This window comes from Vaginella massiliensis, assembly GCF_900089075.1.
Taxonomy (GTDB): Bacteria; Bacteroidota; Bacteroidia; order Flavobacteriales; family Weeksellaceae; genus Weeksella; species Weeksella massiliensis_A.
In genome coordinates this window covers 1,129,039-1,144,476 of the sequence record NZ_LT593746.1, presented here as the reverse complement: position 1 = coordinate 1,144,476, position 15,438 = coordinate 1,129,039, and the positions used below count along the sequence as shown (strand labels likewise).

The 15,438-nt window shown below is 37.8% G+C and carries 15 protein-coding genes; 9 read left to right on the top strand and 6 right to left on the bottom strand.

The window, feature by feature from the left end; all coding sequences use genetic code 11:
• Positions 1-46: 46 nt before the first annotated feature.
• The 4 genes from BN8061_RS06705 (at position 47) to mqo (ending at position 6,149) form a co-directional block, all read left to right on the top strand.
• Positions 47-2,305: a reprolysin-like metallopeptidase gene (locus tag BN8061_RS06705; RefSeq protein WP_068597598.1), complete on the top strand. Its 2,259-nt coding sequence runs from the start codon at positions 47-49 to the stop codon at positions 2,303-2,305.
• A gap of 158 nt (positions 2,306-2,463) precedes the next feature.
• Positions 2,464-2,742 carry a co-chaperone GroES gene (locus BN8061_RS06700; protein WP_068597596.1) on the top strand — a complete coding sequence of 93 codons (279 nt, stop codon included), beginning with the start codon at positions 2,464-2,466 and terminating at the stop codon, positions 2,740-2,742.
• Positions 2,743-2,773: 31 nt separating this feature from the next.
• Positions 2,774-4,402, top strand: a complete 1,629-nt coding sequence (gene groL / locus BN8061_RS06695; RefSeq protein WP_068597594.1) for a chaperonin GroEL — start codon at positions 2,774-2,776, stop codon at positions 4,400-4,402.
• A 271-nt stretch (positions 4,403-4,673) separates the two neighbouring features.
• Positions 4,674-6,149 (top strand): malate dehydrogenase (quinone), encoded by a 1,476-nt coding sequence (gene mqo / locus BN8061_RS06690; protein ID WP_068597591.1) that lies wholly within the window; start codon positions 4,674-4,676, stop codon positions 6,147-6,149.
• 78 nt (positions 6,150-6,227) lie between these two features.
• Here the strand turns inward: mqo and BN8061_RS12290 are convergent, their stop codons facing one another.
• Complete coding sequence (locus BN8061_RS12290) at positions 6,228-6,755, bottom strand: septal ring lytic transglycosylase RlpA family protein (RefSeq protein ID WP_068597589.1); 528 nt, start codon at positions 6,753-6,755, stop codon at positions 6,228-6,230.
• Between the two features lie 289 nt (positions 6,756-7,044).
• Positions 7,045-8,196 (bottom strand): glycosyltransferase, encoded by a 1,152-nt coding sequence (locus tag BN8061_RS06680; RefSeq protein ID WP_068597588.1) that lies wholly within the window; start codon positions 8,194-8,196, stop codon positions 7,045-7,047.
• A 306-nt stretch (positions 8,197-8,502) separates the two neighbouring features.
• Here BN8061_RS06680 and BN8061_RS06675 point away from each other — a divergent pair, with 306 nt between their 5' ends.
• Positions 8,503-9,018 carry a hypothetical protein gene (locus BN8061_RS06675; RefSeq protein WP_068597586.1) on the top strand — a complete coding sequence of 172 codons (516 nt, stop codon included), beginning with the start codon at positions 8,503-8,505 and terminating at the stop codon, positions 9,016-9,018.
• 25 nt (positions 9,019-9,043) lie between these two features.
• Here BN8061_RS06675 and BN8061_RS06670 read toward each other — a convergent pair whose 3' ends face one another.
• A complete protein-coding gene (locus BN8061_RS06670; RefSeq protein WP_235802695.1) occupies positions 9,044-9,721 on the bottom strand; it encodes an alpha/beta hydrolase in 678 nt (225 codons plus the stop codon).
• A 257-nt stretch (positions 9,722-9,978) separates the two neighbouring features.
• Here BN8061_RS06670 and BN8061_RS06665 point away from each other — a divergent pair, with 257 nt between their 5' ends.
• Genes BN8061_RS06665 through BN8061_RS06650 form a run of 4 tightly spaced genes read left to right on the top strand, consistent with a single transcriptional unit; the run spans position 9,979 to position 12,192 of the window.
• Positions 9,979-10,527 (top strand): YeeE/YedE family protein, encoded by a 549-nt coding sequence (locus BN8061_RS06665; RefSeq protein WP_068597581.1) that lies wholly within the window; start codon positions 9,979-9,981, stop codon positions 10,525-10,527.
• Positions 10,528-10,531: 4 nt separating this feature from the next.
• Positions 10,532-10,945, top strand: coding sequence for a DUF6691 family protein (locus tag BN8061_RS06660; protein ID WP_068597578.1), 414 nt, complete (start codon positions 10,532-10,534; stop codon positions 10,943-10,945).
• A gap of 1 nt (position 10,946) precedes the next feature.
• A complete protein-coding gene (locus BN8061_RS06655) occupies positions 10,947-11,576 on the top strand; it encodes a Crp/Fnr family transcriptional regulator (RefSeq protein WP_068597576.1) in 630 nt (209 codons plus the stop codon).
• Positions 11,577-11,598: 22 nt separating this feature from the next.
• A complete protein-coding gene (locus BN8061_RS06650; protein ID WP_068597574.1) occupies positions 11,599-12,192 on the top strand; it encodes a TlpA family protein disulfide reductase in 594 nt (197 codons plus the stop codon).
• Between the two features lie 27 nt (positions 12,193-12,219).
• On the opposite strand, the gene BN8061_RS06645 is transcribed toward BN8061_RS06650, so the two are convergent.
• The 3 genes from BN8061_RS06645 to BN8061_RS06635 all read right to left on the bottom strand — a co-directional run bounded on the left by BN8061_RS06645 (position 12,220) and on the right by BN8061_RS06635 (position 15,406).
• Positions 12,220-12,978, bottom strand: coding sequence for a TIGR02757 family protein (locus tag BN8061_RS06645; RefSeq protein WP_068597572.1), 759 nt, complete (start codon positions 12,976-12,978; stop codon positions 12,220-12,222).
• Positions 12,979-13,073: 95 nt separating this feature from the next.
• Positions 13,074-13,754, bottom strand: a complete 681-nt coding sequence (locus BN8061_RS06640; protein WP_068597570.1) for an ABC transporter ATP-binding protein — start codon at positions 13,752-13,754, stop codon at positions 13,074-13,076.
• 17 nt (positions 13,755-13,771) lie between these two features.
• Positions 13,772-15,406, bottom strand: a complete 1,635-nt coding sequence (locus BN8061_RS06635; RefSeq protein ID WP_162270409.1) for an ArnT family glycosyltransferase — start codon at positions 15,404-15,406, stop codon at positions 13,772-13,774.
• Positions 15,407-15,438 lie beyond the last annotated feature (32 nt).

The following is a 15,438-nucleotide window of genomic DNA, read 5'->3' as shown; positions in this document are numbered from 1 at the left end:
TACGTGATGTAAGACTTTTTTTATATTTTTATAAAAAATTAATACAATGAAGAAAAGAATTTTACTACTTTCAGCTTTTGCATTGCTGAATTTCAATTACGCTTTCTCACAACAAAATCACTGGAAACCGATCAACGACCAAGCAACGAAAAGTTTAGAAAAAGTTGAGCGTAGCAGTGTGCCAAAAGAATTCAAATTGTATAATCTGAATACAGATGCAATTCTTGCTGATCTAAAAGAGGTGAATGGTAAAGCAATCAGCAAAACCATTCAGATTCCGAACGCAGAGGGTGAAATGGTGAAATATACTGTAAAAGAAGCATCGACTTTTCATCCAGATCTTCAAGCCAAATTTCAAGATATTCGGTCTTATGTTGGAACTTCTTTAGACGGAAAATCAACCATTAGATTCAGCCATTCACCTTATCACGGTTTGAGCGCTATGATTTTCAACCAAAATCATACTGTAGACTATATCGATGCTTATACTACAGATTTGAAAACCTATATCACGTATAGCAGAAAAAATGTTGAAAATACGCATACCGATTTTGTATGTCATACAGATGATAGCGAACAACGTGCATTGGCAGAACATCTAAACAACGTAGACACGGCTGCCCTTACCGTAAACGATGGTAAACTAAGAAAATACCGTTTGGCACTTTCGACTACTTTCGAATATTCTAGATACCACTATGTACGAGCAGGTGTAGGAACAGGAACAGACGAAGAAAAATTAGCTGCTGTACTATCTGCATTGAATGTCGCAATGACTCGTGTAAATGGTGTTTATGAGAAAGAAGTTGGGGTAACAATGGAGTTGGTTCCAAACAATGATTTGCTTGTACACCTCACTTCTGACGATCCGTTTACCAACAACAGTGGCTACTTGCTTTTGAATGAAAATCAACAATTTATCGATTCTGTAATCGGAGATGCAAACTACGATATCGGACACGTATTCTCTACAGGTGGTGGTGGAGTTGCGCAATTGCAAAGCCCTTGTAGAACAGGGAGCAAAGCTAGAGGAGTTACAGGACAAGGAGCGCCTATCAACGATCCTTTCTACATCGATTATGTAGCACACGAGATGGGACATCAATATGGTGCACCTCACACCTTCAACAACTCTTGTGGTGGAAATAGAAGTGGTGGAACCGCAGCAGAGCCAGGAAGTGGTAGTACCATTATGGCTTATGCAGGGATATGTTCGCCAAATGTACAATCTAATAGTGACCCTTATTTCCATGCGGTGAGTGTCAACAATATTTTCAACTTTATTAAATCTAACGTAGGATCTTGTTCGGTAAATACCAACAGTGGAAACTCTGCACCGGTAATTACATTAGAAAAAACATCCTACTCTATTCCACACTCAACAGCGTTTGTGTTAGATGCAACTGCCACAGATGCTGATGGCGATGCGCTTACTTATGCTTGGGAACAAATCGATGTGCAAATTGCTCAGCAAGCACCAATTTCGACCAACACCGGTGGACCAACTTTCAGATCGTTGAATCCGAAAACTGAATCTTACCGTTATTTCCCAGCATTACCGCAAATATTACAAGGTAAATTAACCCTTACCACCAACAACTTTCCTTTTACTTGGGAAGTTATTCCTTCGGTAACTCGTAACCTCAATTTCTCTTTACTTGTAAGAGACAACAATCCGGCAGGAGGACAAACAGACCGTAAAAACGTAATGTTGAAAGTGGTAGGATCTGCAGGACCTTTCAAAGTAACATCGCAAACAACTGCAGAAACTTGGGATGTAAACGTTTCGCCAGAGGCTACAATTACTTGGGATGTTGCTGGTACAGACGGTGGAGGCATCGACACTCAATTTGTAAACATCTTATTATCAAAAGATGGTGGTACAACATTCGAAACGGTGTTGGCATCAAATGTTCCGAACAACGGTTCTGCTACCATTACAATTCCAGCAAATGTAGACACAAACACTGCTAGAATTATGATCAAAGCTGTTGACAATGTATTCTTAGCGGTAAACAGTGCCAACTTCAGCATCGTAAATTCTTTAGGAATCAATGATGTTAATCTTGTAAAAGCTGTTCAACTTACACCGAACCCTTCTAGAGGTGAATTCGAAGTAATAACAGCTAAGAACAACAAAATCCATTCGTTAGAAATCTTTGATACAGCCGGACGCAAAGTATACGAAACTACCGATGTGAAATATAATAAGTTCAATGTAAATCAATTGAGCAACGGCGTTTACATGGTACAAGTAAAAACAACTGCTGGTACAGAAACCCACAAGTTAATCATCAAAAAATAAACTTGTTATTTTTATAATTAAATGCCATGCTGACAGCATGGCATTTTTTATATCCGACAAGCATTTCATTTTGTCATAAAATTTGCCGTGGCATACTTTTCGACATATACGACATCACAAAACATTTACTAATTCAAAAAAACAAAAACATTTAAAATATGTCAGCATTAAACATCAGACCAATAGCAGACAGAGTTGTAATTGAACCTGCACCTGCAGAAACTAAAACCGCTTCTGGAATCATCATTCCCGATTCAGCAAAAGAAAAACCTCAAGAAGGAACCGTAGTGGCGGTTGGTAATGGAAAAAAAGATGAACCCATGACCGTAAAAGTTGGTGACAAAGTTCTTTACGGAAAATATTCTGGTACAGAATTGAAATTAGAAGGAAAAGATTACTTAATCATGCGTGAGGCTGATATTTTAGCAATCATCTAATTAACTTTAAACGAATAAAAAACAAATTCAAATGGCAAAAGATATTAAATTCGATATTGAATCAAGAGACGCATTAAAAAGAGGAGTTGATGCATTGGCAAATGCCGTAAAAGTAACCTTAGGACCAAAAGGACGAAATGTAGTTTTAGAAAAATCATTTGGAGCACCACATGTAACAAAAGACGGTGTATCGGTAGCAAAAGAAATAGAATTAGAAGACGCGATCGAAAACTTAGGAGCACAAATGGTAAAAGAAGTTGCTTCTAAAACCAATGATGTAGCGGGCGACGGTACCACTACAGCAACAGTTCTGGCACAAGCTATTGTACGCGAAGGATTGAAAAACGTAGCTGCAGGTGCAAATCCGATGGATTTGAAACGCGGAATCGACAAAGCAGTTGCCGGAATCGTAGCGAATCTACGAGAGCAATCACAAGAAGTTGGTGATTCATCAGAAAAAATAAAACAAGTAGCGTCTATCTCGGCAAACAACGATGACAACATCGGGGCGTTGATCGCAGAGGCTTTCTCTAAAGTAGGAAAAGAAGGCGTAATCACCGTTGAAGAAGCAAAAGGAACCGAAACCTACGTTGACGTGGTTGAGGGAATGCAATTCGACCGTGGATACCAATCTCCTTATTTTGTAACGAATGCCGATAAAATGATTGCAGAATTAGAAAATCCTTACATTCTATTGTGCGAGAAAAAAATTTCTAACCTACAAGAAATCTTACCACTTTTAGAGCCAGTAGCACAATCTGGTCGTCCATTCCTTATCATATCAGAAGAGGTTGAAGGACAAGCTTTGGCTACGTTGGTAGTAAACCGTTTGAGAGGATCTTTAAAAATCGCTGCCGTAAAAGCACCAGGTTTCGGAGATCGTCGCAAAGCAATGTTACAAGATATCGCCATCCTTACAGGCGGTACTGTAATCTCTGAAGAACAAGGTATTACGCTAGAATCCGCAACCTTAGAAATGTTGGGTACTGCCGAAAGAGTGGTGATCGACAAAGACAATACAACAATCGTAAACGGAGCAGGTGATGCTGAGCAAATAAAAGCTCGTGTAAACCAAATAAAAGCACAAATCGAAACAACTACTTCTGATTACGACCGCGAGAAATTGCAAGAGCGTTTGGCAAAATTGGCAGGAGGTGTAGCCGTACTATACGTTGGTGCTGCTTCTGAGGTAGAGATGAAAGAAATCAAAGACCGCGTAGACGATGCGTTACACGCAACTCGTGCTGCTGTAGAAGAAGGTATCGTTGCTGGCGGTGGTGTTGCATTTGTAAGAGCTTTGACTACGCTTAACGACATCGATACGAAAAATGCCGACGAAGCTACAGGTGTAAAAATTGTTACGCGTGCAGTAGAAGAACCTTTACGCCAAATTGTTCACAACGCTGGTGGCGAAGGCTCTGTAGTAGTGGCTAAAGTAAAAGAAGGAAAAGCTGACTTCGGATACAATGCCAAAACCGAAGAGTACGTCAACATGATCGAAGCTGGTGTAATCGACCCGACAAAAGTGGCGCGCGTAGCACTAGAAAACGCTGCTTCTGTTGCCGGAATGTTGATCACGACTGAAGCTGTTGTAACCGAAATTAAAAAGGATGAACCTGCAATGCCACCAATGGGTGGAGGAATGCCAGGAATGATGTAATCATCAACGCATCCAAATCATAAAAACAAATAGCGTTTCTTTCACGGAACGCTATTTTTTTATATTAAAAAAACATGATGTTCTTTCGATAAAAACGACCGATTTACAACAGAAAATCAATAACAATTCATCTGAATTTCAATAAAGATTTTAAAGAATACTTGATTTCATTAAAAATTTTCTGAACAAACAGACGAATATCATAAAATAAATACGTTTGGTTATACCGATTTTGATGTAAATTTGCAAGTAAAAATACTATTAAAATAAAATGGAAAAACAGCCACAAGAAGTTGTCTTGATTGGTGGTGGAATCATGAGCGCCACCTTGAGCATTCTTCTTAAGAAAATAAATCCTTCGGTAAAAATAAGTGTTTTCGAAAAGTTAGAAACTTTAGGTTTCGAGAGTTCAGAAGCTTTCAACAATGCAGGAACAGGTCACTCTGCTTTTTGCGAGTTGAACTATACTCCGCAAGCAAAAGACGGAAGTATAGACATTTCCAAAGCAATCAATATTGCAAAGCAATTCGAGATTTCTAAAGAGTTTTGGTCTTATTTGGTCGAAAATCAATACATACCTTCACCAGAAAATTTCATTCGAACCACGCCACACATGTCATTTGTTTGGGGAGAAGAGGATGTAAATTTCCTGAAAAAACGTCATCAAGCTTTAAGTCAGCATCCATTATTTGCCGCGATGCAATACGCCGAAGACATCGAAACCATTCGATCTTGGGCTCCGTTGATTGTCGCAAACAGAAAAGCCGATCAAAAAATCGCTGCAACGCATATGGGCTTGGGTACCGATGTGAATTTTGGTCAATTGACTCGTTTTATTTTCAAAAGTCTGGTCGATAAAGGCGAAATTGAATTGCATACCGAGCACGAAGTGAAAGACCTTACACGACTATCGAACCAAAAATGGGCTGTAAAAGTCGAAGATCTGAAACAAAAACAATCCAGAGCGGTCAACGCCGATTTTGTTTTCATCGGTGCTGGCGGTAGCGCTATCTTATTATTACAAAAATCTGGAATTCCAGAATCTAAGCTGTACGGCGGTTTCCCAGTGGGCGGACAATGGTTAATCTGCCAAAACGAAGCTGTTATCCAACAACATCAAGCAAAAGTTTACGGAAAAGCAAAACTTGGTGCTCCACCAATGTCTGTTCCGCACCTCGATACGCGCGTAATCAACGGTAAAAAATCGTTGCTGTTTGGTCCTTTCGCCGTATTTTCTACCAAATTCCTCAAACACGGCTCTCCTTTAGACCTATTCAAATCGGTGAATATGAACAATTTAGGCTTCTTGATGAATTGCGGTTGGAATAATATGGATTTGACGAAATACTTAATCGAACAAGTGATGTTGTCTAAAAATAAAAAAGTAGAATTGTTGAAAGATTATTATCCAGAAGCAAAAGCAGAAGATTGGTTCGAACAAACTGCCGGACAACGCGTACAAGTTATCGAAAAAAATGGTTCGAAAGGAGTTTTGAAATTCGGAACTGAAATTGTTTCATCTACAGACGGAAGCATTTCGGCACTGTTAGGCGCTTCTCCTGGTGCTTCTACATCGGTGTACGCCATGTTGAACGTTCTGAGAAAATGTTTCCCAGAACTGATGAAAAACGAATGGAAAACTGCCATCAAAGAAATGATTCCTTCGCTCGAAGAGACTTTCGACACCGAAGAATCGGTTGAGAGAAGTCGCAACTGGACATCTGCAACATTAAAACTAAATAGATAAAATGCAATAATATTCACATGAAAAAAGGGATTTCAAAAATTTGAAATCCCTTTTATTATTTCTAATCGTCACGGTTTCTTACAACACTTCGTATTCGATGTGCATTACACCCGTAGACGTATGCCCAATCTCATTGAAAGCTGCTTGACTCAAGTCTAAAACACGCGATTTTACGTAAGGTCCACGGTCGTTGATCGTAACCACAACCGATTTCCCATTTTTGATGTTCGTTACCCGAACTTTTGTTCCAAATGGTAATGTTTTATGCGCTGCAGTGAGTTCATGCTTGTCATAAACCTCCCCGCTTGCTGTTTTTCTACCGTGAAATTTCTCACCGTACCAAGAAACAACACCTGTCGCGATAGAAGCAGAACGATCGATAAGATCATCCAATTCTTTTTTCTCTTCCAACGAGATTTCTTCTTTTTTCTGTTCAATTGTATCCTCCACTACAAAATTTACGAATTGTTTTTCGTGATTTGGTACAATTTCTGTTTTCAAAACTTCGAGTAATACCGATTCATCGTTTACTCTAATTTTACCATCAGCATTGGCTATTGGAAATATGGTCAGCATCAATAGTAATGATATTATGCCTTTCTTCATCCTTTAGATTTTTCTGATTAATACGCTGCAAATTTAAAAGGGATATAAATAGAAAATTAGAAGTCGCGCACAAAACATGATTGCGATTAAATTTATCTCCGAAACCCCCTATTATTAGGGAAAAATCGAATTCGTTAAAAAACAGTTAAGATTTTTGCCATTTCTTAATTTTGTTAAGAAATTATCACTAAAAATACATAAAACACTTATTATCAATGTTTTATAATCAGACACAAAACTTTGATTTAACCGAAGAAGAAAAAACATTATAGAGAGTGCAGCTTTGTGCTTAAAGTATTCTTTTCCATCGCTCGATGATTGCGTCTTTTCTCCATTTTTTGGATTCTTGGTAAGAAGTTTTCATCAAATGATCGAGTTTTTCTTTGTTTTGGATGAGATAAGTTAATTTTTGTTGGAAGGTTTCTCGATCGTGAAGCGGCACTAAAAAACCATTCTTTTCATTGATAATATCCGAGGGTCCGTACGGACAATCGTAAGCTATCAGAGCGTTGGAACACAAATTAGCCTCAATCAAAACAGTTGGTAAGCATTCTGTTTTACTCGTAAAAAGAAAAATTTTACTTTGGGAAAGCTCTTTATAAATTTCTTCAATACTACATAAACCTAAGAATTGAACATGCTGTTTTAGATGAGAGTTCTCTTCTATTCTCTTTTCAATTTTATCTTTAGATGGTCCGTCTCCAATAATTTTAAATTGAAACGTTTCAAAATTAATATTTTCAAGTATCGTTAATAGTTCTCCTACATTTTTATCCTCATCTAAACGACCAACATAGATTAATGTGTTTTCTTTTTGAGAATTTTGTATAGAGTCATACGATTCAAATGGTAATCCAATGATATTCGGAATGTGCCAAGTTGACGAATTTAATAATTTATAGTGATTATATGAATCTGAGTTAATACAAACAATTGCTTTAAGTTTTTTGTAGTTTTTTCTCATTACTCCTTTCCACCAAGCCCCACCAACATGGAAATTCGCATGCTCCCAAGCAATTGTTTTGCTTCTAACTTTTTTATGGACTGCTAACTGTGACGATAACTTATACCAACAACTAATAATCAAATCATAATTTTCATGATATTTATTCATCCAGTTATGCAACATTTGCCATTGTCCAAAATCATAAACATAATTTTTTATGTTATTTCTATAGGGCAATCGAGGGGCGTATTTATCCAAATTCACATTGATTTTTTGAAATCCCCAGTGTGAAAAAATGTCTATCGCCTCAATTTTTACACGTTTGTCTAAATAGAAAAAACTATCGGTATTTTTTACCATCAACAAAATAGAGACCTCATATCCTTGTTCCACTAATTCATTGTCAAGATTGGTCATTACGCGAGCAACACCACTTGCCTTGAAAAGTTTATAATAAACCAATAAAATTCTTTTTCTTTTGCTTGCTTGTTCCATTCTTAATTATAGTTGAGTATACGATAATTGATACTGCTCTAATCTATCATTGATAAGTAAAAATATTATTTTTAAAATATAAAGTTCATCTGATTTCTAACAAAATTCTTGATAAAAGCACTAAAAAATCCAACATCACTTTTTGTACACCACCCATTTCTAATGATCGTAGTCTAAACAGTGCTTTTGTCTTCTGACTTTTGGTTTGCATAGCTTAGCTTTCAATCACAAAAACACAAAGTTTTAGACTGTTTGAAGACCCTTATATTTTATCGAAAATAATTACTTTTGCAACAAAGCTGTAAAATGTTTCAGAAAGGCGACTTAGTGAAAGCGATAGACGAGGATATTCGAGGTACGATATCCAAGATTCAGCTGCCAAAAATTTGGGTAAAAGATGAACATGGCTTCGAATATGTTTTTTTGCAAAATGAGTTGATTCTTGATAAAACTATGGGTATTGATATTGTGGTTGAGCAAGAAGAAAAGACTTTCACGAAACCAAAATTCAGAACTTTTAGAAAATCACATAGAACGCCTTACCTCACGCGAGAAATAGATTTGCATATCGAGTTTCTGGTCCAAAAACCTCATCAACTCAACCAATCAGAAATTTTGCAAATCCAACTCGATACTGCGCGAGAAGAAATAGAAAAAGCCATGAACGAAGAACAAATAAGGCTTATTCTGATTCATGGTTTTGGAAAAGGAATTCTGAGAAAAGAACTCATCAATTTATTATATCGCTACACCAATTTGGAGTTCTACGACGCCAATTTCAAAGAATATCATGGCGACGCAATTGAGGTGAAATTTCTTTAGATAACGGTATGAAAACAAACACATTTCACAGCTCTTTTTTTATCCAATTCATCATATCGAAATAGTTTTGCGGTACAATTCCGTGACCACTTTGGTACTCATGATACTCGTGCGCAATTCCTAAATCTGTGAGAAGTTTTTTCCCCATTCTGGCGCCTTCTATTGGTAAAACCACGTCTTCTGTCCCATGCGAAACAAAGAAATTCAGATGTTGATACGCAGCATTATCTTTACTGAAATCGATGAATTCTCGTTCGGGATAACCACTGAGTATCAGCACGTTTTTCACTTTTTCGGGGAAAGATAAGGCGATTGCATAACTGAGGATTGCCCCCTGGCTGAAACCACTTATCCAGACATTCGAAGGATCTAAATTTTCCTGCTCGTTGAAAGCATCAATAAAATCGATCAAAGCATTCTTAGAGTCAATCCCTTCGCTATAGTTTGTCATTTTTATACCACTACTGAAATCCAATTCATACCAAGCAAATCCGCCGAAAATCAACGGAAACCTCCCTCTTACAGACACCACATGTGCCGCTGCTGGCAAGTCGTTGGCAAAGCTAAAAAGATCTTCTTCGTTGCTACCATAGCCGTGTATCAGCAGGTACAAAAATGGATTGTTGGTCTCTACAGTTGGCTTGCGTTCTATATAATGTATGCCTTTCAATTCTTTCATAAATTCTTTTCTTAACTTTTTCAAATGTAACAGATGTTACCAACCGAGCGATTCATTTGCCCGAAATTCGTCCTTGTAAAAGTACAAAGAAATGAAAGTAGAACAAATATTTACCACATGTTTAACGCAAGATGTTTACTATAAAAAATGTTGAAAAGGAAATCGACACCGTAAGATTTTGCCTCGCAAATCGAAGGTGGTTTCAAAGCTATTGTAGAAACTCGAATTTCTAAAACCGATTGTGTTTGTCAATCAAACGTATTAAAATATTAAATTTGAAAATGGAATTTATCTTACAAGCATGGCCATGGTATATTGGCGGGCCAATCATCGCAATCGTGATGTTGTTATTAATTTATTTAGGAAAAAGTTTCGGATTTTCGTCCAATTTCAGAACAATTTGTTCAGCGATGGGAGCCGGTAAATCATGTGATTTTTTTGACTTCAATTGGAAAGATCAGCGATGGAATTTATGGTTTCTGGTAGGAGCAATAATAGGCGGTTTTGTTGCAGCGCATTTTTTATCAGACCAACAAATTCCAGCGATATCCGAGCAAACCATTGCTCAACTAAACGATTTGGGCTTCGACAGTGCGGGTAAAGCTTATTCGCCCACAGAAATCTTCGAAACAATATCGGTGAAAAATTTTATCATCTTGTTGGTAGGCGGATTGCTCATTGGTTTTGGAACGCGCTATGCTGGTGGCTGCACCTCTGGCCACGCCATTTCGGGTTTGAGCGATTTACAAATTTCCTCTTTGATTGCAGTCATTGGTTTTTTTGTTGGTGGACTAATCATGACGCACCTCATTTTTCCATTAATATTCTAAGATCATGAGAAATTTTAGTTTTATCCTTTTAGGAATAGTTTTCGGGATTACCATGTACAAGGCAGAAGCCGCGTCTTGGTTTAGAATTTACGAAATGTTCAACTTCCAATCTTTCCATATGTACGGCTTTATAGGTTCGGCACTGATTATCGGACTGATTGGCGTACAGATGATGAAAAAGAAAAAAGCAAAAGACATCAACGGCAAACCAATCGAAATTCAGCCCAAAGCAAAATCGATCGTTCGCTATTTGGTCGGAGGTACATTTTTCGGATTAGGTTGGGCGTTGGTCGGAGCCTGTCCTGGCCCTATTTTCGTTCTTCTTGGCACAGGAGTATATGCGATGATCATTGTAATTGTGGGCGCTTTGCTTGGCACCTATTTGTACGGTGTTGTCAAAGATAAAATTCCGCATTAAAATGGTGAGAACGAAAATAGAAAAGACTTATCCGCATTGGTTTGAAGATGATTTGCTGAACGAATTCGATTCGCTCGGACGACTGATCAAATTCGAAGCGGGCGATTTGTTGATCGACCTGAATCAGATCATAGACGGAATGCCCATTTTGATTAGCGGAGTGGTTAAAATTTTACGAGAAGATTTTGACAAAGGAGAATTGTTGCTCTATTTCCTAGAAAAAGGCGATACATGCGCCATGACCATGGCATGCTGTTTGGGCGATAAGCAGAGTAAAATTCGTGCCATTGCCGAAACAAACGGCGAAATGGTGATGATTCCGATTACCAAGATGGACAAATGGTTAGCGAAATATCCGAGTTGGAGGAAATTCATTTTCGACAGTTACAACAAACGTTTAGATGAAATGCTCGCCGCCATAGACAATTTGGCATTTAATAATATGAATGCTCGCCTGAAAAAATATTTATTGGTTGTTGCAGGCATCAACAATGGTAATCTGGTTATCAAAACACACCAAGAAATCGCTTACGAACTCAACACTTCGAGGGTTGTAATTTCTAGATTGTTGAAGGCTTTAGAAAAGGAAGGTTTTTTAGAATTAAACCGAAACGAAATCAGAATATTATAAACTAATTTATAGTTCGTCATCCATGAAAAAATTAATCCAAATCATCAAAAACAACCTGTCCAACTTAGTTTTCTTTGGGATAGGGTTGATCCTTTTGATCTCTACAGATGCCAAAGCTTTTGTGCATCAATGCTTAATGAAACTTGGATTTTTTCAACCTAAATTAGAACAATTCGAACCCAAAACTCTCCACAAAAATTACCTCAATTTTCAGCTGATCAACGACCAAGCCGAGACCTTTTCTTTGGAAGATCTGAGAGGTAAAGTTGTTTTCCTTAATTTCTGGGCAACTTGGTGTCCGCCTTGTGTAGCAGAAATGCCCTCGATTCAAGTTCTACACGATAAATTCACAACAGATGACGAGGTATTGATTTTGACCATAGAAATAGAAAAAAATCAAAAAAAAGCCCAAGAATTCATGAAACGGAAGAAGCTCAATCTCCCGATTTTCTATCCGAACTCAGCGATTCCGACCGAACTTTTTAACGGGAATTTACCCACGACCATCATCCTCGACAAAGAAGGCAATATAGTGCACTCCACTTTGGGAATGGCAGACTATTCTGGTGATGAAATTGTAAATTTCCTGAATAGCTTGAAAGCTCGTAACGAATAATTTTGAAGAACAATTTGCAGTTTTTCTTTAGAATTTCTCAATTGCTCCCAACCCAAAAAGAGCAAAATCGTATTTCACCGGATCGTGAGCATCCAATTGGCGTAAATTCATATCCAATTCGGCCAAAGCTTTGGCATCGTTTTGCTTTCGCGTAAGCAATCCCAAATCACGAGCGGTATTCCCAGAATGCACATCGAGCGGACAACTCAATATCGACATCGGAATTGAATTCCAAATTCCGAAATCTACTCCTTGTGCATCTTTTCGTACAAACCACCTCAGCATCATATTGAGGCGTTTGGCTGCCGAATTTTTCAACGGATCCGAAATATGTTTTGTCGTTCGAGGCGCGTGTTCTAACTCGAAAAATATAGTTTTGAAAGCAGCAATGGCGTTTTGCATCGATGTAGGAGTCTGATGCTGTGTGAAAATTTCTTCTAAACCGCCGTGTCGTTGATAAATATTGCGCAGCGATTTCATAAAAAATTGCAAATCGGTTCCATTGAAAGTGCGATGAACGAAATTTTGCATTTTGTCTAAATCGCGATCAGAAAAATTCATAACAAAATCGTAGGGTGAATTACCCATCAGTTGCGTTAGTTGATTGGCGTTTTTTATAATCATTTTCCGATTTCCCCATGCAATAGTTGCGGTAAGAAATCCCGAAATTTCTATATCCTCTTTCAGCGAATACCGATGAGGAATCTGAATGGGATCGGTCTCGATAAAATCTAAGGTATTGTATTGCCGTACTTTTTCTTCTAAGAAATCTTGTAAATCTGTCATAAAATAACGATTTGATGATTTTGACCTTTAAGCAAACCAAAAATACAGTTTTAGTCCTTATCTTTTTTTACATCTTGGAAGAGGATGAAACGTTCTTACTGCACTGTTTCTTTGACCAACAAACCGTCTTGGATTTCTAATTTTCGATCCGTCATATTCGCCAATTCTTCGTTGTGAGTAACGATCACAAAGGTTTGGTCCAATTCGTTTCTAAGCTTGAAAAACAATTGGTGCAATTCCTCTGCGTTCTTAGAGTCCAAATTCCCCGAAGGCTCGTCTGCAAACACAACCGAAGGTTGATTGATCAACGCCCTTGCAACGGCAACTCTTTGCTGTTCACCACCAGAAAGTTGATTGGGTTTATGCCCAATTCTGTGCGATAAACCGAGCAAATTCAACAATTCTTTTGCTCTTTTTTCGGCTTCCGAGCGAGCTGTTTTTTTTATAAAAGCTGGAATCATTACATTTTCTAAAGCCGAAAACTCGGGCAACAATTGATGAAACTGAAAAATAAACCCAATATTTTCGTTTCGAAATTGCGACAATTGCACATCTGTAAGTTTCGTAATATCTTCGCCTTTTATCAATATCGACGACTGATATTCCGATGGATTTGAAGGTTTTTCTAAAGTTCCCAGAATTTGCAACAAGGTAGTTTTACCAGCACCCGATGCGCCTACTATCGACACGATTTCTTTTGGTGAGATGTCCAAGGTAACTCCTTTCAGCACTTCGAGTTCGCCAAATTTTTTATGAATATTTACCGCTTTTATCATGGGGTAAAATTAGTCTTTTATTCTGTAATTTTCATATTCAATCCGTTCGATAAATATTTCAATGGCATTTGATGCGTTTGCACGCCCAAATAGAGCACATAATCGCCCGTTTGCCACTCAGCACCGAGTTCTACCTTGCCTTTTGCATGATGAGCATCCGACCATACAAGCTGATTTACAGTAATTTGAATCGTCTTCAGAATATTGAATTGTTCGCCTTGGGTCAAGACCAAAAACACGTCAAATTCTTCGCCAAAGATTTGTGAATAAGGATAATCTATCGCAAATTCAACAAATACATTTTCACCAGGTGCAAGCTTTAGATCTTGGTTAACGAACTGAAATTTTACTGCATGATAGGGTGAAAAATTCTTCACTTTTTTGAGGTAGTATTGCTTATTTTTCCAACCCAAAACCGAATCATTTTTTTCGTTCCAACGTGACAAAAACACAAAATCTTTCGACCTCAACGCTTCCTCCACATTCCAAACATCAAACTGCGACCGACGATTGCCAATGGTTCTATACGTAAACGCTTGTTTTTGGTTGTAAAACGAAAAAAGAGACGCTTCTTGGTACTTTTCAAAAACAACATATTTTTCAGCAGCCAATCGCTCCCCTATTCTGATGGCACTTGATTTATAATCGAAAAATGGTGAAATTGAAGGAAATAATAACGCAATACGCATCAAAAAAATCAACCCGACATTGGCTAATCCTAATTGAATGATTTTTTTGTCGTTCGAATCTCGATAGGTGAAATAAAACCAAATGATCTGAGCTACGAACGCAATCAACAACCATTGTACTTGAGGTTTATTTTTGAATGCCATCAATACCAAAAACACAAATGGTAAAAGGCTTAAAGAAGCGATACTTTTCAGAAAATCATCTTCGGGTTTTGATTTAGAAAAGGATTTCCATAAATGATAGGACAAAAATAAGGTAGACAAAATCAGTGCGCCAATTACAAAACCGACAAGAGGAAAAACCTCGAATGCAACAAAATTACGATCGATCAGATGATATCGAAAAGGAATAAAACCAGTGTCGAACAGCCAATACAGATAAGGCGAGTACAAAACCAACGACAAAAAGACTGCAAGATAAAAATTGCGACGTTTCCAAATTATTTTCAGTAGCGGAATCAAGGTAAAGCCTATCACCAATATACCATGAAACTTACTGTACATAAGCCCTGCCAAAGAAACAGCCAACAACAAGGTGTAAAAAATGGTACTGCGAGCCATAAAACATTTCAACGCATACAAATACAAAAAAGTAAAAAACAACAAGGGCGCATCGGGCGTCGTTACAAACCCAAACAATTGAATCATCAGCGATCCGAGATACAGCACCATCGCTAAGTTTTCTTGATATCGGCCTCGAGGTTCAACAATTTTCCAAAATAAAAAAGCAGAAAGCGCACTGAAAATTACGGTAAAAAAACGAACGCCAATTTCGCCATCAAACAAAAAATCACTTGCGTGAATAAGCCATGCTACAGCAGGCGGATGGTCAAAATACCCAATTTGTAGATGTTGAGACCACACCCAATAATAGGCTTCGTCATCTGCCAATGGCGTAAAAAAAGCCTGAATCATATTGAGAATGAGAATCATTCCACAAAAAACATATACCCTTTTCGACATATCCTCAAATATCATTCAAATTAACACAATCA